This window comes from Roseateles paludis (assembly GCF_039872745.1).
In the GTDB taxonomy this organism is placed as follows: domain Bacteria; phylum Pseudomonadota; class Gammaproteobacteria; order Burkholderiales; family Burkholderiaceae_C; genus Pelomonas; species Pelomonas paludis.
Genome location: NZ_JBDPZD010000002.1, coordinates 1,072,668 through 1,098,179, shown reverse-complemented (window position 1 = coordinate 1,098,179; position 25,512 = coordinate 1,072,668). Strand labels below are relative to the sequence as shown.

The following is a 25,512-nucleotide window of genomic DNA, read 5'->3' as shown; positions in this document are numbered from 1 at the left end:
TCGATGGATCGGCGCCTGCACGGGCTCAGGGCTCCAGCGCGACGACCAGCACCGACTTGGCCGGCAGCGTCAGCTTGAGCTGGCCATTGCTGGCCTTGGCCTCGAAGGCCTTGGGCACCACTTGCGCGGGCTTGCCCAGCTCGTTCTGCGCGTCCATCTTGTCGGCGGTCAGCAGCTGGCCACGGGCAGCTTGCACGGGCTTGCCAATGTCGACGGTCAGGCTTTGCGCGTCGTGGGCGTGGGCGTTGACGAGGCCGAGGTAGAGCTTGCCGTCCTTGCCGCGCGCAGCGGTGGCGCTGACGGTGGGCATCTCGAACTTGTCGACTTTGTAGACCGGGTTGCCTTCGAGCGTGGCGGGCAGCGAGGTGGCGTCCTGGAAGGGCACGTACATCGCAAACGCGTGGTACGTGGGCGTGAGCACCATCTTGTCCTTGGTCGTCAGGATCATGGCCTGCAGCACATTGACCATCTGGGCGATGTTGGTCATCTTCACGCGCTCGGCGTGCTCGTGGAAGACGTTGAAGTGCAGGGCCGAGAGCAGGGCGTCACGCAGGGTGTTGCGCTGGACCAGGAAGCCAGGGTTGGAGCCGGGCTCGGGGTCATACCAGCTGCCCCACTCGTCGAAGTAGAAGCCAATCTTCTTCGAGGGGTCGAGCTTGTCGAGCACGGCCACGTTCTCGCGGATCATGGCGTCGATTTGCTGCGCGTTGGCCAGCGTGGACACCCACTCGGACTCCGGGAAGTTCACCGCCTGGCCCTTCTTGGCCCAGTCGCTGGTGGGCAGGGTGTAGGCGTGGTGCGAGATGGCGTCCACCGGCACGCCCTTGGCGCGCTTGGCGATGGCTTCGGTCCACTCGATCTGGTGGCCGGTGCCGCCGCTGGCGATGAAGATCGGGCGGTTGTTCGGCGGGGTCTTGAAGAAGGTGGCGGCCTGGCGGTAGAGGTCCACGTAGTAGTCCGGGCGCATATTGCCGCCGCAGCCCCAGGCCTCGTTGCCCACGGCAAAGTAGTGCACGCGGAAGGGCTTGTCGCGGCCGTTCTTGCGGCGCAGCTGGGCGAGCGTGGAGTCGCCTTCGGCGGTCATGTACTCCAGCCACTCGGCCATCTCTTGCGGGCTGCCGGTGCCGAGGTTGCCGTTCACATAGGCCTCGGCGCCGAGCTGCTCGGCCAGGTCGAAGAACTCGTGCGTGCCGACGGCGTTGTTCTCTGCCACGCCGCCCCAGTTGGTGTTGACCTTGACCGGGCGCTTGTTGCGCGGGCCGATGCCTTCACGCCAGTGGTACTCGTCGGCAAAGCAGCCGCCGGGCCAGCGCACCAGGGGCACATGCAGGGCCTTGAGCGCCCCGATCACGTCTTTGCGCCAGCCGCGCACATTGGGGATCTTGGACTCGGGGCCCACCCACATGCCTTCATAGATGCCGGTGCCGAGGTGCTCGGCAAACTGGCCATAGATGTTGCGGTGGATGACGGGGCCGGCCTGGTCGGCCTTGACGACGAGCTTGACCTCGGCGGCCAGGGTGGCCGCGCTGAGGCTGAGCAGCGCCGCCAGGGCGCAAAGACGCTTCTTCAACATGGGTTGTCTCCGGAGGGATTTTTTTGGGAGGCGACGGACGGGAAATCAGTCTTGGGTCAGCACGCCGTCGCGACGACGCCAGACGCCGCGCGTGTTGGGGTCCTGCAGCACGGCGGGCAGCAGGGCCTGGGGCAGGTTCTGGTAGCTGACCGGGCGCAGGAAGCGCTGGATGGCGGCCGTGCCGACCGAGCTGCTGCGGCCGTCCGACGTGGCCGGGAAGGGGCCGCCGTGGACCATGGCGGTGGACACCTCGACACCCGTCGGGAAGCCATTGGCCAGGATGCGGCCCACCTTGCGCTCCAGCACGGGCAGCAGGCGGCGCGCGAGGGCCAGGTCGGCCTCGTCGTCGGCCTGCAGTTGCAGCGTGGCGGTGAGCTGGCCTTCGAGGCCTTCGAGCACGGCCAGCAGCTCGTCCAGGCTCTGGCAGGCCACGACGAGCGAGGCCGGGCCAAAGACCTCGTCACGCAGGCTGTGGTCGACCTGGAAGGCCGAGCCCGTGGTGCGGTACAGGGCGGGCGCGCCTTGGCAGCCGCTGGAGCTGCCGCGCTGCAGCGTGGTGACGGATGCATTGCCGGCCAGGGCCGCCTCGCCGCGCTGGTAGGCGCTGGCAATGCCGGGGGTCAGCATGGTGCCGGCGGGCAGCGGGGCCAGTGCCGCAGCAGCAGCGGTGGCAAAGGCGTCCAGCTCGGGGCCGGCGAGGCCCAGCACCAGGCCGGGGTTGGTGCAGAACTGGCCGACGCCCATGGTGAGCGAGCCAGCAAAGCCGGTGGCGATGTCGGCACCGCGGGCCTTGAGCGCGCCGGGCAGCAGGACCACGGGGTTGATGCTGCTCATCTCGGCGTAGACCGGGATGGGCTGGGGCCGTGCAGCGCAGGCGGCCATCAAGGCCGTGCCGCCGCCACGCGAGCCCGTGAAGCCCACGGCCTGGATGGCCGGGTGGGTGACGAGGGTCTCGCCAATGCCGTGGCCGCTGCCGGCCAGCACGGCAAACACGCCGGCCGGCAGGCCAGCCTGGCGCACGGCTTCGCACACGGCGCGGCCGACCAGCTCAGACGTGCCCGGGTGGGCCGAGTGCGCCTTGACGACGACCGGGCAGCCGGCGGCCAGTGCCGAGGCGGTGTCGCCCCCCGCCACCGAGAAGGCGAGCGGGAAGTTGCTGGCACCGAACACGGCCACCGGACCCAGGCCGATGAAGCGCAGGCGCAGCTCGGGGCGCGGCGGGGTGCGCTCGGGCAGGGGCGTGTCGATGCGCGGGTCTTGCCAGGAGCCTTCACGCAGCAGCGTGGCAAAGAGCTTGAGCTGGTTGCAGGTGCGGCCGCGCTCGCCTTCGAGGCGCACGCGGGGCAGGCCGGTCTCGGCCATGGCGCGCTCGATCAGCGCATCGCCGATGGCCATGATCTGCGCGGCGATGCCGTCGAGGAAGTCGGCGCGCTGGGCGTCCGACGTGGCGCGGTAGGTGTCAAAGGCCTGGCCGGCGAGTTCACACGCGGCACGCACCTGGTCGGGCGAGACCGCATAGAACTCGGGGTCCAGCGGCTGGTTCTGGCTGGGGTTGAAAGCGCGGAAGGTCTTGCCTGCGCCGCGCACCGGCTGGCCGCCGATGAGAGAACTGCCGTCGATGGTGAAGCTCATGGGATGTGATCAGTGTGAATGGCGGGGCACGGCTGAACCACGGCAGCCGCGCAGGAAGTCGAAGTCGCAGCCCTCGTCGGCCTGCAGCACGTGTTCGACGTAGAGGCGACGATAGCCGCTCGCGTCGGCGGGGTCGGTGGTCTGCGCGGATTGCCATGCCGCCAGGCGGGTGGCGATCTCGGCCTCGGGCACGTCAAGGTGCAGGCGGCCAGCGGCGCAGTCGAGCTCGATCCAGTCGCCCTCGCGGACGATGGCCAGCGGGCCGCCCGCGCGGGCTTCAGGCGCCACGTGCAGCACGACGGTGCCGTAGGCGGTGCCGCTCATGCGCGCATCGGAGATGCGGACCATGTCGGTCACGCCCGCAGCCAGCAGCTTTGGCGGCAGGCCCATGTTGCCGACCTCGGCCATGCCGGGGTAGCCCTTGGGGCCGCAGTTCTTCATCACGAGGATGGAGCTGGCGTCCACTTCGAGCGCCGGGTCGTTGATGCGGGCCTTGTAGTCCTCGAAGTTCTCGAACACCACGGCCCGACCCCGGTGCTGCATCAGCTCTGGCGTAGCGGCCGAGGGCTTGAGCACGGCGCCGCGCGGCGCGAGGTTGCCGCGCAGGATGCAGATGCCACCGTCGGCGATCAGAGGCTTGTCCAGCGGGCGGATGACCTCGTCGTTGTAGACCGGGGCGTCCTTGCAGTTGTCCCACAGGCTCTTGCCGTTGACGGTGAGGGCCTCGGGGTGGGGCAGCAGGCCGGCGTCGCCCAGGCGGCGGATGACGGCGGGCAGGCCGCCGGCGTAATAGAACTCTTCCATCAGGAAGCGGCCCGAGGGCTTGAGGTCCACCAGGGTGGGCGTGCCCTTGCCCATGCGGCTCCAGTCTTCCAAGGCCAGGTCCACGCCGATGCGGCCGGCAATGGCCTTGTAGTGGATGACGGCGTTGGTGGAGCCGCCGATGGCGGCGTTGACGCGGATGGCATTCTCGAAGGCCTGCTTGGTCAGCACCTTCGAGAGGCGCAGGTCTTCCCACACCATCTCGACGATGCGCATGCCGGAGAGGTGGGCCAGCACATAGCGGCGCGCGTCCACGGCCGGGATGGCGGCGTTGTGCGGCAGCGAGACGCCGAGCGCCTCGGCCATGCAGGCCATGGTGGAGGCAGTGCCCATGGTGTTGCAGGAGCCGGCCGAGCGCGAGTGGCCCGCCTCGGCGGCCAGGAAGTCGTGCATGGTGATCTGGCCTGCCTTGACCTGCTCGTGCAGCTGCCACACGGCGGTGCCGGAGCCGATGTCCTTGCCACCGAGCTTGCCATTGAGCATGGGGCCGCCGGTCACGCACAGCGCAGGCACGTCGCAGCTGGCGGCGCCCATCAAGAGGGCCGGGGTGGTCTTGTCGCAGCCCACCAGCAGCACGACGGCGTCGATGGGGTTGCCTCGGATGCTCTCCTCCACGTCCATGCTGGCGAGGTTGCGCGTGAGCATGGCGGTGGGGCGCAGGTTGGACTCGCCGTTGGAGAACACCGGGAACTCGACGGGCCAGCCGCCGGCTTCGAGGATGCCCTTTTTGACGTGCTCGGCGAGCTTGCGGAAGTGGGCGTTGCAGGGCGTCAGCTCGCTCCAGGTGTTGCAGATGCCGATGATGGGCTTGCCCTGGAACTCATGATCGGGGATGCCCTGGTTCTTCATCCAGGAGCGGTACATGAAACCGTTCTTGTCCTGGGTGCCGAACCATTCGGCGGAGCGCAGCTTGACGCGGCTTTTCTTGTCGTCGGTTGTCATGGCGGGAGAGGGTCTGAAGAGGAATCAGTGTGGCCAGGCTAGTGGCTGGCCAGCGGCAAGGCGGTCGAGCCGTTGTGAACGCTGGCGGCGGCTTCGGTGATGGCCGCAGGCTCGGCGTAGATCTCGGCCGCCAGCGTGCGCACATGGTGCAACAGACGGCGCGCGCCGGGAGAAAGTAGATGGCCGGAGCGGGTGATGAGGCCGAAGGCATCCATGTGGCAGGGCAGGCGCATAGGCAGCACTGCCAAGCCGGAGGTGCTGACGAAGGATTGCGCCACTTCCAGCGGCATCACGTGCAGCGCGTCGGTCTGCATCAGCAGCACGCGCACGAGCACTTGCAGGTTTGTCTCGGCAAGGCTGACGGGCAGCTCGAGGCCGGCATGCTGGAACATTTGCTCCCAGCGGTGACGCAAGAGGTTGCCCGGTGTCGGCAACACCCATGGAAAGCGAGCGAGGTCAGCCAACTGCACAAGGTCGGCCTTCAAGAGGGGGTGGCCCATGCGAGCAACCGCGCACACGGGCACGGGCGCACTGGTGATGGATTCGTAGCGCAGGTCGGAGCCGTCCTCGGCGTCGAGCAGGCGGCCGATGACGAAGTCCAGCACGCCGCGGCGCAGGCCGTCGAGCAGGGCTTTGCTGCTGTCCGTCATGATGCCGATGCGCAGCTGGGGTGACTCTTCCTTGGTCTGCGCGATGGCCTGGGGTAGCAGGCTGACGGCGGGCGTCATGATGGCGCCCACCTCGACGCGGCCACTGATGCCGTGCTTGAGCGCCACGATGTCGTCATGCGCGGCCGCGAGGCTGGACAGGGCCATGCGTGCGTGGCGGATCATGGTCTCGCCGTAGAGCGTGGGCACCATGCCGCGGGCGTGGCGGTCAAAGAGCCGCACTTCCAGCATGTCCTCCAGGTCCTTGAGCTGTTTGGACGCGGCGGGCTGGGTCATGCACAGCACGTCGGCGGCGCGGTGGATGTTGCGCTCGTCGTCGATGGCGATGATGAGGAGAAGCTGCCGCGTCTTCAGTCGCGCACGCAGGAACCAGTTGGGGTTCGGCGTGGTGTCGGTGAGCGGCAGGGCGTCGTCTTCAAGGTCGGCGCTGGGCATGGTGGTGTCCCGGTAAGTCATGGGAAGCGAGCGATGAAGCCGCCCTGCGGCTGGAGGGTCAGCCGCGTGCTGGCGGATTTGGGCAGGGGCTCGATGCGGAAGTCGCGCGGGCCCTCGCCATCGGTGTAGAGCTGTCCGGCGCGTTGGCGCAGGAAGGGCGCGTCGAGCAGCAACTCGCGGGCGCTGTCATCGGCATTGAAGCCGGCCACCCACCATGTCTTGCCAGCCCGACGCGCGATGACGGCGAACTTGCCGGGCTCGCCGTCGATGAAGCGGGTCTCGTCCCAGCGCCGGGGCAGCTGGCGCAGCAAATTCTTGACCTCGGCCGGCACGGTCGCCATGCCCTCGGGGATCTCGGCAAAGTGCTGGATGCCCGACAGGAAGAGCACGGCCTGCGCCAGCTCGAAGCCATTGCGCGTGCGGCGCTGGATGTTGGGGATGTCGCCAAACACCATGGGCGTGAAGTCCATGGGGTCGAAGAGATTGCGCGTGAAGGGCAGCATGGCCGCATGCCCTGGCACCTTGTCCTGGTCGGCCTGACCGAAGGTGACAAACTCGAAGCCCTTGATGGCCTCGGCGGTCATGAAGTTGGGGAAGGTGCGGGCCCAGCCGCGCGGCAGCGTGGCGCCATGGAAGTTGACCATCAAGCCGGCTGCGAGCGTGTCGCGCAGCAGGTCCAGGTAATAGGCCTGCATGCTGGCGCCGTCGCCGCCGAAGAAGTCGATCTTGACGCCCTTGACGCCCATCTCGGCCAGGCGGCTGAATTCGCGCTTGCGGGCCTCGGGGGTGAGCAGGGCGCTCTTGGGCGTTTGCGGGGACTCGTTCCAGTCGCCCGAGGAGTTGTACCAAACGTGGATGCCGATGCCCTTGCGGCGCGCATAGTCCACCAGCTCCTTGAGCTTGGCGTCGCCGATGCGGGTGTCCCACTCGGCGTCGATCAGCAGGTAGGGCCAGCGCATGTCGGCCGCGTAGTCGATGAAGCGCTTTTGCACGTCAAAGACCGTGGCCTCGTCCTTGAGCAGGGCCCAGCTCCAGGCGGCGGCGCCGGGCTCGAAGCGGGCGGTGGCCGGTAGAGCGGGCGGCGCCAGGTCGGTGCCCAGGGTCGATTCGACGAGGGTGGCCAGCGTGCCCAGCGCAATCACGCGCCATGGGCTGACGAGGGTGCCATCGGCCTCGGCCAGCAGGTGGCCGCCGGTGAAGACCTCGCGCGCCATGGGCAGGCCCAGGCAGTAGTTGCCGCCTGAGGAGTCGGCTTGCAGGCGCGAGGCGTGGAAGCTGCCGTCCATGCCCGCTTCGGTCAGCGCGACCCAGGTGGGGCCGGTCCGGAACAGGGCCGGAAACACCCAGCCCGCCGGTGAGGGCGAGGGCGTGCCGACGGGGATGTCGGTTTGGTAGTGCTCTTCGTAGGAGGGATTGGTGCCCTTCCAGCCCGTGCCCGCCACCGACATCGGTTGCAGCCAGGCGCGGGCCTCAGGGGCGAACTGCAGGCAGGTGGTCTCGGCCACGAAGCGGCGCTTCTCGCCGGCCTCGCCCGGGGCGGTGTAGCGCAGGGCCAGGCCGTCGTTGGAGACGCGCACATCCAGCAGCAGGCGCTGGCCGCCGGGGTTTTCCAGCTCGAAGCGCTGCTCATTGGCCACATAGCTCACCTGTTGGCGCTTTCCGGCGGGCAACTGGTAGCGCTCCTGGTGGCGGCGCGGCGGGCTGGTTTTGACGAGGCGCAGGTTGTTGCTGAGGTCGGCGTCCGCCAGTTGCAGGCCCAGGCGCGAGGGCAGCAGCACCGGCTTGCCCGCTTGCTGCACGCTGTAGACGAGGCGCTGCTGGGCATCGAGGCGGACGTCCACCTGGATGCGGCCGTCCGGGCTGACCAGGGCTTGCGCCAGCAACGGCAGGGCGGCAGCCATGCCGGCCAGCGCGGTGCGCAGCAGGCGGGCGGAGGGACGAAGCAGCGTCACAGGCGCTCCAGCTCAGCGGCCCCAGCGCAGCACCAGCGGGTCGAGCCGGCGTGCGGCGTCCAGCAGGCCGGCGCGCACCTCGGGGCTCATCTCGGGGAAGGGGTGGCGCGGCGCGTCGCAGGCGATGACGCCGCCTTCCTTCATCAGGGCCTTGGCGGTCAGGATGCCGCCCTGGCGGTTCTCGTAATTGATGAGGGGCAGCCAGCGGCCGTACTGGCGCACGGCTTCCTCGCGGTCTCCGCGGTGGAAGGCATCAAAGATCTGACGAATGCCGTCCGGGTAGGCGCCGCCGGTCATGGCGCCGGTGGCGCCGGCGTCCAGGTCGGCCAGCAGGGTGATGGCTTCTTCGCCGTCCCAAGGGCCTTCAATCGCGGCACCACCGAGGCGGATCAGCTCGCGCATCTTGCTGGCGGCGCCGGGCATCTCCAGCTTGAAGTACTTGAGGTTGGCGATGTTTTGCGCCATGCGGGCCAAGAAGGGCGCTGACATCGGCGTGCCGGCCACCGGCGCGTCCTGCACCATGATCGGGATGTTGATGGCGTCCGACAGGCGCTGGTAGAAGGCCTCGACCTGCCCTTCGGACACGCGGAAGGTGGCGCCGTGATAGGGCGGCATCACCATCACCATGGCGGCACCGAGCTGTTCGGCCTGGCGGCTGCGCTCGATGCAGATCTGGGTGGCGTAATGGGTGGTCGTGACGATGACGGGCACGCGGCCGGCCACATGCGCGAGGATGGCGCGGGTGAGCACGTCGCGCTCCGCGTCAGACAGTACAAACTGCTCGGAGAAATTTGCGAGGATGCACAACCCGGTCGAACCGGCGTCGATCATGAAGTCGACGCAGCGCAGCTGCCCCGGCAGGTCCAGGCTGCCGTCAGCGTTGAAGATGGTGGGGACGACCGGAAAGACGCCCCGGTAGGGCCGGGTGGCAGACGTGGGCATGTTGGTGATGGGTGCAGTAAGAGGCAGCGGCGGACCCGTGAAACAGGCCCGCGACAGGCGGACCGAGGGTGCACCCCGATGACTGAATGAGTAGGGATTAAAGTATGATTATGTGCTATTGATTATCAGTAAGAACCCGGCATTCGCCTGAATTGCCTTGTATTAGTCAGACTATTTATGATCGTTCGGCCTCCCTGAATCGAGGGATTAGGCCTGAGGAGTGGGTTCCATGAGTCAATTTGCGCGCTATCCCAGCCTGCAGGACCGGGCGGTCCTGATCACCGGCGGGGCGACGGGCATCGGGGCGGATCTGGTCAAGGCCTTTGTCGAACAAGGCGCCAAGGTCGGCTTTCTAGACATTGCCGCTGCGCAAGGCCAGGCCCTGGCCGCCGAGCTGGCAGTGGGCGCCCGGCATGCGCCCCAGTTTGAGGCGGCCGACATCACCGACATCCCGGCGCTGCAGGCCGCGATTGCGGCGCTGCGGGCGCGCACCGGCCCCATCCTGGCCCTGCTCAACAACGCCGCCAACGACAAGCGCCACCTGGCCGAGACCACCACGGTTGAGCAGTGGGACGCCGGCATCGCCGTCAACCTGCGGCACCAGTTTTTTGCCGCCCAGGCCGTGCTGCCCGACATGAAGGCCGCCGGCATCGGCTCCATCATCAATTTCGGCTCGGTCAGCTGGAAGCTGCGCCACGGCAATATGCCGGCCTACACCTCCAGCAAGGCCGGCGTGCAGGGCCTGACGCGCGGCTTGGCGCGGGACTTTGGCGTCTACGGCATCCGCGTCAACACCCTGGTGCCCGGCTGGGTGATGACCGAGAAGCAGCTGCGCCTCTGGGTCACGCCCGAGACGGCCGACGAGATCAAGCGCAGCCAGTGCATTGGCGAGCCCGTCCAGCCCATCGACATCGCCCGCATGGCGCTATTCCTGGCGGCGGACGACAGCCGGATGTGCTCGGCGCAGGACTTCATCGTTGATGGCGGATGGGTCTAGAGAGCTTGCAAGCCCGCCGTTCACGCCCGCTCGTCCCGCCCCAACTGCCGCACTCGGCGTTGCGAATGCGCGCTGTAGCCCGAGCTACAGCTGTGCTTCGCGCCTTGATTGCGACACCTGGGGCGACCCGCTCGGACGCGCCCGACGGGCTTACAAGCTCTTTACTTGGCGTCGCCTCTTAAATCTGAACATCCCATGAACATCCGCGAATACGGCCGCTTGCCTGATGGGCGCCTGGTGCACGAGTACGTGCTGGAAAACGAGCTGGGCTTGCGCCTGGTGGTGATCACGCTGGGCGGGATCGTCACGCAGCTGGAGGTGCCGGACGCGCGGGGGGTGCTGGGCAATGTCTGCCTGGGCTTTGAGGCGCTCGACGACTACGTGCACCGCAACCCCTCGTTCGGGATCATCGTGGGGCGCTATGGCAACCGGATCGCCGGGGGCAGCTTTGAGCTGGACGGGCAGCGCTACGAGCTGGACCGCAACGAGGGCAGCAACTGCCTGCATGGCGGGCGCCAAGGCTTTGGCAAGCAGCTATGGCAGGCCGACGTGGAGACGCCGATGGCGGGCGAGGCGGCCGCGCTGCGGCTGCGCTACATGAGCGTCGATGGCGAGCAGGGCTTCCCCGGCAACATGCATATCAGCGTGCGCTACTCGCTGGCCAAGGCTTCGCGGGCTTGGCGTATCGACTACGAAGCCACCACTGACAAACCCACGGTCGTCAACCTCACGCACCACGCCTACTTCAACCTCGCGGGCGGCGGCTCGGTGCTGGACCACCGCCTGCAGCTGCATGCCAGCCGCTTTACCGAGGTCGATGCCAAGCTGATCCCGACAGGCCACGCGTCGGTCGAGGGCACACCGTTCGACTTCCGCAGCCCGCGCGTGGTGGGCGAGCGCATCCGCCAGGGCCACCCGCAGCTGCAAGTGGCGCGCGGCTACGATCACAACTTCGTCCTCGACGCGCCGCTGGCAGCCGATGGCCTGCGCCCCGCCGCGCGGCTTGAAGACCTGGCCAGTGGCCGCGCGATGACGGTGTTCACCAGCGAGCCGGGCGTGCAGTTCTACTCCGGCAACTTCCTGGATGGGTCCTTGAAGGGCTGGGGCGGGCAGATGGTGCGGCAAGGTGATGGCCTCTGCCTGGAAACCCAGCACTACCCCGACTCGCCCAACCACCCGGCCAGTGAAGACTGGCCCTCCACCGTGCTGCGCCCGGGCACCGTCTGGCGCAGCAGCACCGTCTACCAATTCGACTGACTCGACTGACATGTCCCAAGCCCTCACCGTCCAGCGCACCCTCAGCCACCTGCTCGGTGAAGGCCTGCAATGGCATGCCCCCAGTGGCCGCTGGTGGTGGACGGACATCGAGGGACGCAGCCTGCAGGCCTGGACGCCGGGCCAAGCCGAGCACCTGGTGCTGCACCTGCCGGACCGCCTGGGCTGTTTCACCCACACCCGCTCGGGCGCGCTGCTGCTGGGCTTTGCCAAGTACCTCGCGGTGCTCAAGAGCTTTGACGCCCAGGCCGTTGGCGAGCACACCTTGGGCGCTGAGGCCTTGCAGGTGCTGTGTCCCGTCGAGGCCGACACGCCCAGCACCCGCGTCAATGACGGCCGTTGTGACCGGGCCGGCAACTTCGTCTTCGGCACGCTGGACGAGGCCGAGCCGCGCCAGGCCGTCGCGCACTACTACCAGTATTCAAACGCCCACGGCCTGCGCCGGCTCGCCATCGACCCCATCCGCATTGCCAACAGCGTCTGCTTCAGCCCTGATGGCCGGCAGATGTACTACGCCGACTCGCCGCTGCAGACCATCTGGGTCTGCGACTACGACGCCGCCACCGCCCACACCGGCAGCCCGCGCGTCTTCGTCCAGTGGCAGGGCCCGCAGCGCGACCCGGATGGCTCGGTGATCGACGCCGAGGGTTGCTTGTGGAACGCCGAGTGGGGCACCGGCACCGTGGTGCGCTACGGCCCCGATGGCCGCGAGCTGGCGCGCTATGTCGCCAGTGCTTGCAACACCACCTGCCCGGCGCTGGGTGGGCCGCAGGGTGACGAGCTGATGGTCACCACCGCCCGCGTGGGCTTGAGCGCGGCGCAGTTGGCGGCGCAGCCTTTGTCGGGCAGCTTGTTTGGGGTTCGCATCGCGGCGGGGCTGGCTTTGGCGGAACCGCTGTTTGCGGATGCTTGACTGGGGCGGTGGGGCTTTTTGCTCTTTCGTTGTTGCGGGTTGGTGGCGCGGCCGATGCCGGGTCCCGCCCCGGCGGGCGGGTAACTTTCTTCTGGCAAGACAGAAGAAAGTTACCCCGCCGCCGGGCGGGACTCCCGGCATGGGCCTGGCCCGAAAACCAAACCAACGAAAAGCCAGCGGCATGGGCCACGCCTCCCCCCACCCAGCTACGCCTTCAAAAACTCCGCCTTCGTCCCCAACCACCGCTGAATCTGCGCCCGGGCCGCGCCAGGATGCCGCTCCAGCAATTCCGGCGCCAATCGACGCGCCATCTGCAGCAGCGGCGCGTCTTCCTGCAGGTCCGCAAAGCGCAGCAACTCGGCCCCGCTCTGGCGTGATCCCATGAACTCGCCTGGGCCGCGGATCTCCAGGTCGCGGCGGGCGATCTCGAAGCCGTCGGTCGTCTCGACCATGGCCTTGAGCCGTGCCTTGCCGGTGTCGGACAGCGGCGCGGTGTAGATCAGCACACACACGCTGGCCTTGGCCCCGCGCCCCACGCGGCCGCGCAGCTGGTGCAGCTGCGCGAGGCCAAAGCGCTCGGCGTGCTCGATCACCATCAGGCTGGCATTGGGCACGTCCACACCCACCTCGATCACCGTGGTGGCCACCAGCACGCTCATGGTGCCGCCCGAGAACAGCGACATCACCGCCGCCTTCTCCTTGGGCGGCATGCGGCCGTGGAGCAGGCCCACCATTTGCCCCGGCAGCGCGGCCGCCAGCTCGGCGTGCGTCTCGGTGGCGTTGCGCAGGTCCACGGTCTCACTCTCTTCCACCAGCGGGCACACCCAGTACACCTGCGCGCCCTGGCCCACCTCGTAGCGGATCTTGTCGATCACATCGAGCCGGCGCCCTGCAGCAAACAGCTTGGTCACGATGGGGCTGCGGCCGGGCGGTAGCTCGTCGATGGTGCTGACGTCGAGGTCGGCGAAGTAGGTCATCGCCAGCGTGCGGGGGATCGGGGTCGCACTCATCATCAGCAAGTGCGGCTCCAAAGAACCTGTTGGCCCCCACGTCGCCTTCGGCTCGGACCCCCCGAGGGGGCTGGCCCCGCCTTGGGGCGGCCCGGCGCCGGGGCCATCGCCCTTCAGCTTGGCCCGCAAGGCGAGGCGCTGCGCCACGCCAAAGCGATGCTGCTCGTCGATGACCGCGAGCCCCAGGCGCGCAAAGCGCACCTTGTCTTCGATCACTGCGTGCGTGCCCACCACGAGCTGGGCTTCGCCGCTGGCCGCCCTGTCCAGCATGGCCTGGCGGGCCTTGCCTTTGACGCTGCCCGTCAGCCAGGCCACGCGGATGCCCATCGGCTCCAGCCAGTCCACCAACTTGCGGAAGTGCTGCTCGGCCAGGATCTCGGTCGGCGCCATCAGCGCGCACTGCCAGCCGGCGTCGATAGCGACCAGGGCCGAGAGCGCGGCCACCACGGTCTTGCCCGAGCCCACATCGCCTTGCAGCAGGCGGTGGGCGGGTTGGGGCCGGGCCAGGTCTTGCGCAATTTCTTCCACCACGCGCTGCTGCGCGGCAGTGAGCGAGAAGGGCAGCACGGCCAGCAGGCGCTCCACCAGCCCGCCTTGGGATGCCTTGAGCACCGGCGCCCGCAGCTTCTCACGCTCCAGCTTGGCCTGGCGCTGCGACAGCTGCTGGGCCAGCAGCTCCTCAAACTTCAGCCGCTGCCAGGCCGGGTGGCTGTGGTCTTCCAGCTGGGCCAGCGAGACCTTGGGCGGGGGGTGGTGGAGGAACTGGAGCGCCTCCTTCAGGCTCGGCAGCTCCCGTGGCACCACGCCCTCAGGCAGCAGCTCTCGCAAGTCCGCCCGCGCCAGCCCCGAGGCCACGGCCTTGCGCAAGTACGCCTGTGGCAACTGCGCCGAGGCCGGGTAGACGGGCGTGAGCGCTGTGGCCAGCGGGGTGTCCTCAATCACCACCTTCACCACCGGGTGCACCATCTCCCGCCCGAAGAAGCCCACCCGCGCCTCGCCCCGCAGCCGCAGCCGCGTGCCCACCGCCATCTGCCGTTGCTGCGACGGGTAGAAGTGCAAGAAGCGCAGCAGCACGCTGCCCGAGTCATCCGCCACGCGCACCAGCAACTGCTTGCGCGCTCGCGCCTCCACCTGGCAGTCCGTCACCACACCTTCCACTTGCGCTGGCTCACCTTCGCGCAGCGCCGCCATGGGCGTGAGCTTGGTCTCGTCCTCGTAGCGCAGCGGCAGGTGCAGGGCCAAGTCGATGTCGCGCAGCAGGCCGAGCTTCTCCATCGCCTTCTGCGGCGCGGATTTGGGCTTGGGGGCGGGCGAGGGTGAGGGGGCAGCCTCAGGCATGGGCGGCATTGTGCAAAGGAATAGACGCCGCCCGGTCCGCGTCTACCGCTTTGTCACAACCCTAAGGACCTGCATCATGCGCAGCCTCTTCACCCTTTGCATCGCCGCCGCCACCCTCGCCCTCGCCGCCTGCGCGTCCACCCCGCCTGCCCCCGCCAAGGTGGAGGGCGGCGTGCTCGTCGGCTTGAGCGGCATGACGCTCTACACCTTCGACAAAGACGCCGCCGGCAGTGGCAAGAGCGTCTGCAACGGCCCCTGCGCCACCAACTGGCCGCCCTTCAAGGCCGAGGCTGGTGCCACCCCAAGTGGCGACTACAGCATCGTCACCCGAGACGACGGCAGTGCCCAGTGGGCCTACAAGGGCAAGCCGCTTTACTTCTGGATCAAGGACCAAAAGCCGGGCGACAAGACCGGCGATGGGTTCAACAAGGTCTGGCAGACAGCCAAGCCCTGAGGCTCAACCTGCCTGGCCTCTGAAGCTGGCGCTTCAAGTCGGCGTCGGCACGCCAGCCATGCGGTCGTGCTTCAAGAAGAACTGCCGCGCCAGGGCCAGCAGTTGGCCTTGGGTGGGGTGGTCCACCGTCTCGTACGCCACGATGTGCTTGGCGATGTCGGCGCGGTGCTTGTCGGCGTAGTGCTTGAAGTCAGCGAGGCCGGTGCGTGAGCCGGTGACGAGCACCTCCTGCACGCCCTCCAGCGCCTTGCAGACGTCGGCAAAGAACTCGTGCTCGGTGCGCACGCCCGAGGCGTGGCGGCGGGAGACGCTGCCGTGGGCATTGAGGCCGATGCGCTCGACATCGGTGGCGTTGAAGTGCAGGACTTCGGCGTGGTGGTGGTCGATCTGGATGACGGCGTGGAACATGGTGTGGATCGCTCCTGTTGAGTGAATGGGGTTCAGTGAGCCTGAGCGGCTTCGAACTCGGTCTGGCAGTCGACGCAGCGCAGCGCTTGCGGTTGGTGCGTCAGGCGGTCAAAGGGGATGGCGGCGTCGCAGTCCTGGCATTGCCCGTAGCCCGGTTGCTGCAGGCGCTGCAGCGCGGCGTCGATTTCGCGCAGCTGGGCTTCGAGCTGGTCGGTGCGGGCAAAGTCCAGCTCGCGCTCGGCATCGTGCTCGCGGGCGTCGTGCGGGTCGTCGGCCAGCAGTTGCGCGGCATGGCTGACGCGGCTGCCGCCTTCGAGCTGCGCGTCCAGCGCCTGCTGGATGCGGCGGCGGGCCAGTTGCAGTTCGGTCTCGAGCAGCGCGTGCTGGGCGGGGGTGAGGCCGGTGTTTGTGGTCATCGGGGTGTCTCCTTTCGAGCCCATCGTGTGCCTGCCGGCAGGTGCCGGCTTTGCGCTGGGTCAAAGGCCGTCTGCGTGCTGGCGCGCTGTGGCCCGGGTGGGACAATCCGCGCCCCATGCCGACCCCGACGAACTACGCTGTTTCAGACTTCGATTTCGAGCTCCCGCCGGAGCTGATTGCCCAGCATCCCGCGCCTGAGCGCAGCGTCTCTCGCCTGCTCGATGGCAGCGGCGCCGCGCCGGTGGACCGGGTCTTCTACGAGCTGCCCGGCCTGCTGCAGCCCGGCGACCTGCTGGTCTTCAACGACACCCGCGTCATCAAGGCCCGTCTCTACGGCGCCAAATCAACGGGCGGCAACGTCGAAGGCCTCGTCGAGCGCGTGCTCCCGGGCACGCAAGAAATCTGGATGCACCTGCGCGCCAGCAAGAGCCCCAAGCCCGGCAGCCGCGTGCGCTTTGCCGACGCCTTTGATGCCGAGGTGCTGGGCCGCTGCGGGCCCGACAACGGGCTCTTCCATCTGCGCCTGGATGGCGACCCCTTCGAGCTGCTGGAGCGTCACGGCCACGTGCCGCTGCCGCCCTACATCACGCATGCCGACGAGGCCGACGACGTGCGCCGCTACCAGACTGTCTTCGCCCGCGTGCCCGGCGCCGTGGCCGCGCCCACCGCGTCACTGCACTTTGACGAAGGCGTGCTCTCAAGCCTGGCCAATCGCGGCGTCGAGACCGCGCACGTGACCCTGCACGTGGGCGCTGGCACCTTCCAGCCCGTGCGGGTGGAGAGCATTGCCGAGCACAAGATGCACAGCGAGTGGTGCGAGGTCTCGCCCGGGACAGCGGCCCGCATCGCCGCCTGCCGTGCGCGCGGGGGCCGGGTCATCGCCGTGGGCACCACCACGCTGCGCACGCTCGAATCTGCCGCCGTGGCGGCTCGCGTGGCCGGGAGTGGCGAGCTGCTGCTGGCCGGCAGCCGGGAGACCGACATCTTCATCACCCCCGGCTTTGAGTTCCAGGTCGTGGATCGGCTCGTCACCAACTTCCATCTGCCCAAGAGCACGCTGATGATGCTGGTCAGCGCCTTCGCCGGCTACGAGCGCATCCGCGCGCTGTACGCCCACGCGATTGCGCAGCGCTACCGCTTCTTCAGCTACGGGGATGCGATGCTGCTCACGCGGGCCCAGCCGACGCGGCCCTGACCGACCTCGTCCACCGCCGCCACAAAGGCCGTGCGGGCGGTGACGGGCAGCGCAAAGCGCATCAGCACCCGGGCCTGGTGCTGCACGTCCACCAGCGCCGCGCCATGCTGCTCGGCCAGGCGGCGCAGCCGCCCTTCCAGCTCATACGGCAGCTCACAGGCCAGTTCGACCTGGGCGACGCGCTCGATCTTCTCGGCGGTGAGCAAGGCCTGGGCGATGCAGTCGGTGTAGGCGCGGACCAGGCCGCCGGCGCCGAGCTTGGTGCCGCCCCAGTAGCGCACGGCCGTGGCCAGCACGCCGTCGAGGCCTTGGTGGCGCAGCACGTCGAGCATGGGGCGGCCGGCGGTGCCGCCGGGTTCGCCGTCGTCATTGGCGGCGGAGTGGCCGCCGGCAAGCAGGGCCCAGCAGACGTGGACGGCGCCGGGGTGCTGCTCGCGCAGTTGCTGCACGCGGGCCAGGGCGGCCACGCGGTCGGCGCAGGGTTCGACGCGACCGAGGAAGCGGCTCTTCTTGACGACGATTTCGTGTTCAGCTGGCGAGGCGAGGGTCAGAGCCATGGCTTCAATTGTCGCCAGCGACAATCGCATCCATGTTGAAGTTCGATCTCCTCAAGCTTGAGGGCCGCGCCCGCCGTGGCACGCTCACGCTGAACCACGGTGTGGTGCAGACGCCCATCTTCATGCCGGTGGGCACCTATGGCACGGTCAAGGGCGTGATGCCGCGCTCGCTGGAGGAGATGGGCGCGCAGATCATCCTGGGCAACACCTTCCACCTGTGGATGCGGCCGGGCCTGGACATCATGAAGCAGTTCGGCGGGCTGCATCGCTTCGAGAGTTGGAGCAAGCCCATCCTGACGGACTCGGGCGGCTTCCAGGTCTGGAGCCTCGGTGAGATGCGCAAGATCAGCGAGGAGGGCGTCAAGTTCGCCTCGCCGGTCAATGGCGACAAGCTCTTCCTCACGCCCGAGGTGAGCATGCAGATCCAGACGGTGCTCAACAGCGACATCGTCATGCAGTTCGACGAATGCACGCCCTACGAAACCAAGGGCAAGCTCACGACCGAGCGTGAGGCCAAGGCCTCGATGGAACTCTCCTTGCGCTGGGCCAAGCGCTGCATTGACGAGTTCCAGCGCCTGCAGAACCCCAACGCCCTCTTCGGCATCGTGCAGGGCGGCATGTTTGAGCACCTGCGGGATGCGTCGCTAGCGGGCCTGGTGGACCTGGACCTTCCGGGCTATGCCATCGGCGGCCTCTCGGTGGGCGAGCCCAAGGCCGAGATGCAACGCATCCTCGGCCACATTGGCCACCAGCTTCCGGCGGACAAGCCGCGCTACCTGATGGGTGTGGGCACGCCCGAAGACTTGGTCGAAGGCGTGAGCCAAGGTATCGACATGTTCGACTGCGTGATGCCCACCCGCAATGCGCGCAACGGCCACCTCTTCACCCGCTTTGGCGATCTGCGCCTGCGCAACAGCCGCTACAAGGCCGACGAGGCGCCCATCGACGCCACCTGCAGCTGCCACACCTGTGCCAACTTCTCGCGCGCCTACCTGCACCACCTGGACCGCTGCGGTGAGATGCTGGGCCCCATGCTGACCACCATCCACAACCTGCACTACTACCTGGCCCTGATGCAGGAGATGCGCGATGCGCTGGAGGCGGGCAACTTTGCAGCCTGGCGCGTCGAGTTTGCGCAGAACCGGGCGAGGGGCGTATGAAGCCTGACTCTGCGGCCTGGACCGACGAAGAGATCGCCTGGATCGACGAGCTGCTGATGGACGAGGACAACGGCCTTGACCAGCCGCTGTTCTCCAGCGAGATGGACGGCTTCCTGTGCGCCGTGATCAGCGGCCCCAAGCTCATCGCGCCGAGTGAGGCGCTGCGCTGGATCTTTGACGCCGACGCGGGCGAGCAGCTGCCCAGGTTTGCGAACCCCGCCGACGCCGAGCGCCTGATGCAGCTCGTCATGCGGCACTGGAACCACATCGCCGCCAGCCTGGCCGATGGCAGCTACGACCCCCTGCTGATGCAGCACGAGCGGGCCGACGGCGTGCTGATGACGCTGTTTGCCGACTGGTGCGCTGGCTACATGACCGGCGTGGGCCTGGACCGCGAGGGCTGGCGCTCGCTGCTGGAAGGCGAGGGCGCCTTGCTGCTGCACACCATGCTGATGTACGGCACCGAGGAAGGCTGCGAGGCGCTGGAGCGCAACCCGCCCTCCGACGCCGAACACGAGGCCCGCGCCGACGCCCTGGCCGACGAGGCCTGCGCGATCCGCGACTACTGGTTCAGCCTGCGCGTGGCTTCAGCTGCCGCTGCGGCCCCCGTGGAGGCGCCGTCGCCCGAGCAGCCCTGCCACTGCGACAGTGGCAGGCCCTACAAGCACTGCCACGGCGCGAACTGAAGGCGCGGCGGCCCGGCACAACCGAGGCAAACTTCGAACCCGAGCCCAGCCTACCGCCAGACCTCAACCCATGCCCGAAATCGTCTTCAAAGGCAAAGAGTACGTCTACAACCACCACCTCGGCGTGCCCTACCGCCCGCTGGTGCCAGACGCCGCCAAGAGCGTGGGCGAGCCCAACCTGGCGGGCAATCTCATCGTCCACGGCGACAACCTGCACGCCCTCAAGAGCCTGCTGCCGCGCTACGCCGGCCAGGTGGATCTGATCTTCATCGACCCACCCTACAACACCGGCAACGAAGGCTGGTGCTACAGCGACAACGTCAACTCGCCCATCATGCGCGAGTGGCTCAGCACCAACCCCGTGGACGGCGACGACATGCTCAGGCACGACAAGTGGCTGTGCATGATGTGGCCGCGCCTCACCCTGCTGCGCGAGCTGCTCAGCGAGCGCGGCTCGATCTGGATCACGCTCGACGACAACGAGGTGCACCGGGCGCGGATGGTGATGGATGAGTTGTTTGGGGAGAGCAATCACGTCGCAACCGTGATCTGGGAGAAGGCTGATAGCCCAAAGATGGATGCCGATACCTTCTCGACGCGACATGACACCATGCTCGTCTACGCGAAAGACGCAGACCAGATGACGCTGCATCGGCTCGCAACCAGTGAGGATGACGTTGCGCCTCACTACGACAAGCTCGACGAGGCGGGTCGTCGCTACTACCTAAAGCCGCTGAGAGCGATGGGTGGGCAAGGCGAGACACGTGCTGCCCGTCCTAACCTGCACTACCCCCTCATCGCTCCCGATGGCACAGAAGTCTTGCCACGTTTGCGTGATGGAACCGATGGCGCGTGGCGCTGGAGCCAGGCGAAGGTTAATGAGGAGGCCGCTCGAATTGAATGGCGCCAGACTGACGCCGGCTGGTCTGCCTATTTCCGGATTTACGCCGATGCTTCGGCCGGCTTGCCACCCGAGACGATCTTCTACAACGGCGATGCCGGGAGCAGCCGTAGCGCCGCCACCGAACTGAAGCAGATCATGGGCGACAACGTGGGTTTCGCAACGCCCAAGCCCACCAAGTTGATCGAGCGCATCCTCGAAATCGGCGCCAGCGCTGACTCCCTCATCCTCGACTCCTTCGCCGGCTCCGGCACCACCGCCCATGCCGTGCTCAAGGCCAATGCCAAGGACGGCGGCACGCGCCGCTTCATCCTCGTCGAGGGCGAGGCGTACGCCGACACGCTGACGGCCGAGCGCGTGCGCCGCGCCATCCACGGCTATGCCTGGAGCGGCACCCAGCGCGAGACCTTGCTCGAAGAGAAGATCACCCTCACGCAGTTCAAAAAGGCCGCCGAGTGGCTGGCCAAAGTGGATGCGATCAAGCGGGCCGAGGGGCTGGCCGATGACGATGGGGCGCAAGCCTCGCTCGATCCAGCGTCGCCACCCAAACGCAAGCGCTTCGACAAGATCGAAGCCAAGATCGACGAGGGCGTGCTGCGCGTGGAGGGCGTGCGCCGCGTGAGCGAGCGGGCGCCGGGGCTGGGCGGCGGCTTCACCTACTGCACGCTTGGCGAGCCCGTCACCGTCGAGGGCCTGCTCTCGGGCAGCCACCTGCCCAGCCGCGCGGCCTTAGGTGCCTGGCTCTTCTACACCGCCACCGGCGCCACGCTGCCTCCGGTGCCCGCCGGCGCTCCGGCCCACTACCTGGGCGAGGCGCAAGACAAGCACGTCTGGCTGCTCTATGAGCCTGACCTCGCCTGGCTCAAGAGCCCCGCTGCGGCGCTCACGCTGTCGGTGGCCGAGGGCTTCAACGCCTGGGGCCAGGCGCGCGACGCCCAGCTCGGCCAGGCCCCCAAGGGTCACCTCGTGTTCGCCCCGGCCAAGTACCTCAGCCACCGCCAGCTCAAGGACCATGGCGTGGACTACGCGGCCCTACCGTTTGCGCTGTTCAGGGAGGCTTGAAGCATGGATAAGCGACTGGAACTGGCGCTCCAACACTTCGAGAAGGCCCTGGCCACGCTGGCCGAGGTGGCCGCCCTGCCGCAAGACGACATCGTGCGCGACTCGCTGATCATGCGGTTCACGTACAGCTTTGAGTCGGGCTGGAAGGCGGGCTACCGCTGGCTGCGGGCGCGTGGCGTGGATGTGGATGAAGGCGCCTACGAGGTGATTCCTGAGCTGTTCAAGCGCCGCCTGATTCCTGACGCCGCTACGTGGGGCGAGATGCGCAAGATGCGCAACCGCGTGGCGCATACCTATGACGAAGCGGTGGCTGAGCAGGTGGCAGCCTTTGCGCGGTCGGAGGGGCTGAGCCTGCTGCAGCAATTGCTGGCTGACCTGAAGGCGCGGGCTGATGAGTGAGCAGGACCGGGCGGGGGCGGCTGTGCCTCACGGCATCGCGCCGGGGGCTCTGGCGGAGATTCGAGCCCTGTGCGAACGTACCCCGGGCGTGGAGCGGTTGTGGCTCTTTGGCTCGCGCGCCCAAGGCACGCACCGTGACCGCTCGGACATTGACCTCGCCGTCGATGCGCCGGGCTGGACGGCCAAGCAAGCGGCGGCCTTCACTGCGGCACTCAAGCAATTGCCCTTGGTGTATCCGCTCGATGCAGTGTGGTGGCAAGACCAGATCGGCGACATCTTCCGCGCCGAGATTGCGGCACACCGGGTGGTGCTGTGGCAGCCGGCGGCGCTCGCCCAACGCGCCAACGCCCGCAGCCCGGGTGTCGAGTTCAAACCCTTCCAGGAGCGGGTACTCAGTCAGCTCACGGCCTATCTGGCCGAGCTGCAGCCTGCCGCCAAGACGGCCGAAGCCCAGGCCCAGGTACTGGAGGCGATGGAGGAAGCGCCGGACACCGAGCTGCTGCGGCGCCTGAAAGACTACCCGGCCATTGCCTGGAAGAAGCTGCGCGAGAAGGCCCTGCTGCCCGACAGCAGCCGCGAGCGCCCGCACAACAGCCGCTGGGATGGCGCGGGCCGAGCCATTCCCAACGTCTGCCTCAAGGTGCCCACCGGCGGCGGCAAAACCTTGCTGGCTACGGCGGCCATCGGGCAGGTGTTCAGCCAATGGTTCAAGCGCCACACGGGCCTGGTGCTGTGGGTGGTGCCCAACGAGGCGATCTACCAGCAGACGCTCAAGACCCTGTCTGACCGCGACCACCCCTACCGCCAACTGCTGAACGTGGCCGGTGCGGGCCGCGTCAAGGTGCTAGAGAAGCACTCGCCGCTGACCCGGCAGGACGTGGACAGCCACCTGTGCGTGATGGTGCTGATGCTGGCAGCGGCGGCAAGGCAGAACAAGGAGACGCTGAGGTTCTTCCGTGACCGGGGCAATGTGCTGGGCTTCGTGCCGCGCGAGGACGACCTGCCCGCCCACCACGAGTTGCTGCTGCGCGTGCCCAACCTGGACGCCTATGCGCCGTTTGGCACCAGCCAAGCCGAGCTGCGGGCGCAGATGGGCAGCATCGTCAAAAGCTCGCTCGGCAATGTCGCGCGCCTGCTGCGCCCGATGGTCGTGATCGACGAAGGCCACCACGGCTACACCGAGAACGCGCTCAAGACGCTGGATGGCTTCAACCCCGGCTTCCTGCTGGAGCTGTCGGCCACGCCGCGTGTGGCAAGCGCCAAGGGCTCGGGCTCGAACGTGCTGGTGGATGTGCGCGGCACCGACCTGCAAGACGCGCAAATGATCAAGCTGCCCATCCACGTGGACGTGCAGCACTGGAGCGACTGGCAGGCCTGCCTGGCGGCCAGCGTGGAGCGGCTTGACGCCCTGCAGCGCGAGGCCGAAGCGCTGCGTGGCGAAACGGCCCGCTACGTCCGGCCCATCCTGCTGGTGCAGGTAGAGCGCACGGGCGCGGACACCTTGGACACGGGCTTCATCCACGCCGAGCACGCCAAGGCCTATCTGCTGCAACTGGGCTTCACGGAGCGGCAGATTGCCGTCAAGACCTCGGAGCAGAACGACCTGTCGGCGCCCGAGAACATCGACCTGCTGAGCCCACTGTGCGAGGTGCGCGCCATCATCACCAAGCAGGCGCTTCAGGAGGGGTGGGACTGCCCCTTTGCCTACGTGCTGTGTGCACTGGCTGCAGGCCGCAACCCGGGGGCGATGACACAGTTGGTGGGCCGCATCCTGCGCCAGCCGCAAGCCGCGTACACGGGGCGTGAGGCGCTGGATGCCTGCTATGTGTTGTGCCACGACGCCAAGACCGCCGAGGTGGTGAAGGCGATTCGCAGCTCGCTGGAAGGCGAAGGCATGGGTGACCTGGCCTTGCGCGTCAGTGGCGGTGGGAGCGACACGGCCGAGCGCAGCACGGTGCGCCAGCAGCGCCGCGAGGCCTTCCGGCGCTTGCGCATCTTTGTGCCTCGGGTGACGTGGGCTGAGCCCGGCAAGCCGAGGCGCGAACTGGCCTACGACAGCGATGTGCTCGACGGTCTGGATTGGTCGGCGGCGAACGTCGCTGGCTGGGTGGCCGGCTGGGCGCCGAACCCCGAGACGGCACTGGCCGAGCGCTTTGACGTGAGCCTCGACATCCTGCAGCGGCACGGCCTGAGGCAAGGGCCGCGCGCCCTGGATGCCGGTGGGGCCACGTTGGACCGTGGCCGACTGGTGCGCGCGCTGCTCGACCTGATGCCTAATGCTTGGCTGTTGTGGGATTGGGTGAACGAATGGGTGGCTGCCTTGCGGGGGCGCGGCTTGACGGAGGCCGAACTGGCGGGCTCCAGCGCATCGCTCATCGAGCACTTGCGCCAGGCGCTGGAGGCCAGGCGCGACGAGTTGGCTGAGGGGCGTTTTGCAGCGCTGGTGGCGCAGGGGCGCATTGAGTTCGCTCTGCGCGCCGACGCGCAGGACTACGAGCTGCCGCAGGAAGCGGAGCTGGCGCTGGGCTCAGCCGCACCTCAGGCGCTGTTGAATGCGGCGGGGCTGCCGGCCCTGAAGTCGCTGCTGGAGCCGGCCCTCGTGACGGGCGACCTGAACGGCCTGGAGGCTGACTGCGCCGGCTACCTCGATGCCAAGGCCGCCGTGCACTGGTGGCACCGCAACGTGGCGCGCACGCAGTACGGCCTGCAGGGCTGGAAGCGGCACAAGGTCTACCCGGACTTTGTGTTCGGCCTCACGCAGCAGGGCAAGGGCCAGCGCCTGTTGCTGCTGGAGACCAAAGGCGCCCATCTGCAAGGCAACGAGGACACGGGCTACAAGGCCCGGCTCTTTGCGCGGCTAGAGGCGGCCTTTGCGGACGCGCGCTGGCAGAGCGTGGGTGAACTGGCCTTGGCCGACGCCGAAGACAAGACCCTGCTGAACTGCAAGCTGCTGATGGACGCCGCGTGGCAGGGCGGGCTGGAGCATTTGCTGGCGGCCGACTCAGCGGCCGCCTGACACATCCAGCATCGTCCCCACCGTGTAGCTGGCCGCATCGCTGAGCAGCCAGGCAATGGCCTCGGCAATCTCCTCGGCGCGGCCGATGCGGCCGATGGGGATGTCGCGGGTGCGCTGGGGCAGCAGGTCGGCCGTGTGGCTGTCGGCGTGGATCTCGGTGTCGATGATGCCGGGGCGCACGCCGTTGATGCGGATGCCTTCGCTGATCAGCTCGCGCCCGAGGCCGCGCGTCAGCACGTCCACGGCGCCCTTGCTGGCGGCGTAGTCCACATAGACGTTGGGCGAGCCGTACTCCGAGGCGCGGCTGGAGAGATTGACGATGCAGCCTCCCGCGCCGCCCAGCCGCGTGCTCATGCGCCGTGCGGCGGCGTGGGTGCACAGCAGCAGGCCTTGCACATTGACGTCAAAGAGCCGCTGCCAGCGCTCGGGCGTGGTGTCCAGGAAGCGCGCGGCCGGCGCCACGATGCCGGCGTTGTTGACCAGGCCTGTGACGGTGCCCAGACCCTGGTCGATGGCCTCGAACATGCGGCCCACCTGGTCAGCGTCGGCGATGTCGGCCTGCAGGCACAGCGCCCGACGCCCCAGGGCGCGCACCTCGGCTGCCACCGCCTGCGCGGCGGCTTCGTCATGGCGGTAGTTGATGGCAATGTCATGGCCGGCCTGCGCCAGGCGCCGCGCCGTGGCCGCACCAATGCCGCGCGAGCCACCAGTGATCAGGGTCAAGGGAATCGTCATGGCTTGATTGTCGAAGCGGTGGT

At 68.1% G+C, this 25,512-nt stretch carries 21 protein-coding genes; 10 read left to right on the top strand and 11 right to left on the bottom strand.

Annotated elements, in window-relative coordinates:
* Positions 1-25: 25 nt before the first annotated feature.
* Genes ABDJ85_RS10900 through ABDJ85_RS10875 form a run of 6 tightly spaced genes read right to left on the bottom strand, consistent with a single transcriptional unit; the run spans position 26 to position 8,966 of the window.
* Entirely contained in the window at positions 26-1,573 is a 1,548-nt protein-coding gene (locus ABDJ85_RS10900) for an alpha-N-arabinofuranosidase (RefSeq protein ID WP_347704783.1), read from the bottom strand.
* A 45-nt stretch (positions 1,574-1,618) separates the two neighbouring features.
* Entirely contained in the window at positions 1,619-3,205 is a 1,587-nt protein-coding gene (locus ABDJ85_RS10895; protein WP_347704782.1) for an aldehyde dehydrogenase (NADP(+)), read from the bottom strand.
* Positions 3,206-3,214: 9 nt separating this feature from the next.
* Complete coding sequence (locus tag ABDJ85_RS10890) at positions 3,215-4,969, bottom strand: IlvD/Edd family dehydratase (protein WP_347704781.1); 1,755 nt, start codon at positions 4,967-4,969, stop codon at positions 3,215-3,217.
* 38 nt (positions 4,970-5,007) lie between these two features.
* Complete coding sequence (locus ABDJ85_RS10885) at positions 5,008-6,072, bottom strand: LysR family transcriptional regulator (RefSeq protein ID WP_347704780.1); 1,065 nt, start codon at positions 6,070-6,072, stop codon at positions 5,008-5,010.
* A gap of 17 nt (positions 6,073-6,089) precedes the next feature.
* Complete coding sequence (locus ABDJ85_RS10880) at positions 6,090-8,024, bottom strand: glycoside hydrolase family 97 protein (RefSeq protein ID WP_347704779.1); 1,935 nt, start codon at positions 8,022-8,024, stop codon at positions 6,090-6,092.
* 12 nt (positions 8,025-8,036) lie between these two features.
* Positions 8,037-8,966 (bottom strand): dihydrodipicolinate synthase family protein, encoded by a 930-nt coding sequence (locus ABDJ85_RS10875; RefSeq protein WP_347704778.1) that lies wholly within the window; start codon positions 8,964-8,966, stop codon positions 8,037-8,039.
* A 229-nt stretch (positions 8,967-9,195) separates the two neighbouring features.
* Here ABDJ85_RS10875 and ABDJ85_RS10870 point away from each other — a divergent pair, with 229 nt between their 5' ends.
* The 3 genes from ABDJ85_RS10870 to ABDJ85_RS10860 all read left to right on the top strand — a co-directional run bounded on the left by ABDJ85_RS10870 (position 9,196) and on the right by ABDJ85_RS10860 (position 12,151).
* The gene (locus tag ABDJ85_RS10870; RefSeq protein WP_347704777.1) at positions 9,196-9,963 is read left to right on the top strand and encodes an SDR family NAD(P)-dependent oxidoreductase; all 768 of its coding nucleotides are present in this window, start codon (positions 9,196-9,198) and stop codon (positions 9,961-9,963) included.
* A gap of 195 nt (positions 9,964-10,158) precedes the next feature.
* Complete coding sequence (locus tag ABDJ85_RS10865) at positions 10,159-11,220, top strand: aldose epimerase family protein (RefSeq protein WP_347704776.1); 1,062 nt, start codon at positions 10,159-10,161, stop codon at positions 11,218-11,220.
* A gap of 10 nt (positions 11,221-11,230) precedes the next feature.
* Positions 11,231-12,151, top strand: coding sequence for an SMP-30/gluconolactonase/LRE family protein (locus tag ABDJ85_RS10860; protein WP_347704775.1), 921 nt, complete (start codon positions 11,231-11,233; stop codon positions 12,149-12,151).
* Positions 12,152-12,357: 206 nt separating this feature from the next.
* Here ABDJ85_RS10860 and recG read toward each other — a convergent pair whose 3' ends face one another.
* Positions 12,358-14,499, bottom strand: a complete 2,142-nt coding sequence (gene recG, locus ABDJ85_RS10855) for an ATP-dependent DNA helicase RecG (protein WP_347704774.1) — start codon at positions 14,497-14,499, stop codon at positions 12,358-12,360.
* A 76-nt stretch (positions 14,500-14,575) separates the two neighbouring features.
* Here recG and ABDJ85_RS10850 point away from each other — a divergent pair, with 76 nt between their 5' ends.
* Positions 14,576-14,953, top strand: a complete 378-nt coding sequence (locus tag ABDJ85_RS10850) for a COG4315 family predicted lipoprotein (protein WP_347704773.1) — start codon at positions 14,576-14,578, stop codon at positions 14,951-14,953.
* A gap of 33 nt (positions 14,954-14,986) precedes the next feature.
* Here the strand turns inward: ABDJ85_RS10850 and ABDJ85_RS10845 are convergent, their stop codons facing one another.
* Together ABDJ85_RS10845 and ABDJ85_RS10840 are read right to left on the bottom strand one after the other, a co-directional pair.
* Positions 14,987-15,361 (bottom strand): hypothetical protein, encoded by a 375-nt coding sequence (locus ABDJ85_RS10845; RefSeq protein WP_347704772.1) that lies wholly within the window; start codon positions 15,359-15,361, stop codon positions 14,987-14,989.
* A 32-nt stretch (positions 15,362-15,393) separates the two neighbouring features.
* Positions 15,394-15,777 carry a TraR/DksA family transcriptional regulator gene (locus ABDJ85_RS10840; protein WP_347704771.1) on the bottom strand — a complete coding sequence of 128 codons (384 nt, stop codon included), beginning with the start codon at positions 15,775-15,777 and terminating at the stop codon, positions 15,394-15,396.
* 116 nt (positions 15,778-15,893) lie between these two features.
* Here ABDJ85_RS10840 and queA point away from each other — a divergent pair, with 116 nt between their 5' ends.
* A complete protein-coding gene (gene queA, locus ABDJ85_RS10835) occupies positions 15,894-16,973 on the top strand; it encodes a tRNA preQ1(34) S-adenosylmethionine ribosyltransferase-isomerase QueA (protein ID WP_347704770.1) in 1,080 nt (359 codons plus the stop codon).
* Here queA and ABDJ85_RS10830 read toward each other — a convergent pair.
* Entirely contained in the window at positions 16,925-17,530 is a 606-nt protein-coding gene (locus ABDJ85_RS10830; RefSeq protein WP_347704769.1) for an IMPACT family protein, read from the bottom strand. The genes queA and ABDJ85_RS10830 overlap by 49 nt on opposite strands.
* 32 nt (positions 17,531-17,562) lie before the next feature.
* Here ABDJ85_RS10830 and tgt point away from each other — a divergent pair, with 32 nt between their 5' ends.
* The 5 genes from tgt to ABDJ85_RS10805 all read left to right on the top strand — a co-directional run bounded on the left by tgt (position 17,563) and on the right by ABDJ85_RS10805 (position 24,754).
* The gene (gene tgt, locus ABDJ85_RS10825; RefSeq protein ID WP_347704768.1) at positions 17,563-18,690 is read left to right on the top strand and encodes a tRNA guanosine(34) transglycosylase Tgt; all 1,128 of its coding nucleotides are present in this window, start codon (positions 17,563-17,565) and stop codon (positions 18,688-18,690) included.
* Positions 18,687-19,376, top strand: coding sequence for a UPF0149 family protein (locus tag ABDJ85_RS10820; RefSeq protein ID WP_347704767.1), 690 nt, complete (start codon positions 18,687-18,689; stop codon positions 19,374-19,376). Before tgt ends, ABDJ85_RS10820 begins: the two co-directional genes overlap by 4 nt.
* Before the next feature lie 70 nt (positions 19,377-19,446).
* Positions 19,447-21,339 (top strand): site-specific DNA-methyltransferase, encoded by a 1,893-nt coding sequence (locus ABDJ85_RS10815; protein ID WP_347704766.1) that lies wholly within the window; start codon positions 19,447-19,449, stop codon positions 21,337-21,339.
* A gap of 3 nt (positions 21,340-21,342) precedes the next feature.
* Positions 21,343-21,738 (top strand): HI0074 family nucleotidyltransferase substrate-binding subunit, encoded by a 396-nt coding sequence (locus ABDJ85_RS10810; protein WP_347704765.1) that lies wholly within the window; start codon positions 21,343-21,345, stop codon positions 21,736-21,738.
* Positions 21,731-24,754, top strand: coding sequence for a DEAD/DEAH box helicase family protein (locus ABDJ85_RS10805; protein ID WP_347704764.1), 3,024 nt, complete (start codon positions 21,731-21,733; stop codon positions 24,752-24,754). Before ABDJ85_RS10810 ends, ABDJ85_RS10805 begins: the two co-directional genes overlap by 8 nt.
* On the opposite strand, the gene ABDJ85_RS10800 is transcribed toward ABDJ85_RS10805, so the two are convergent.
* Complete coding sequence (locus tag ABDJ85_RS10800; RefSeq protein WP_347704763.1) at positions 24,740-25,489, bottom strand: SDR family oxidoreductase; 750 nt, start codon at positions 25,487-25,489, stop codon at positions 24,740-24,742. The two genes, ABDJ85_RS10805 and ABDJ85_RS10800, sit on opposite strands and share 15 nt — an antisense overlap.
* Between the last annotated feature and the right edge of the window lie 23 nt (positions 25,490-25,512).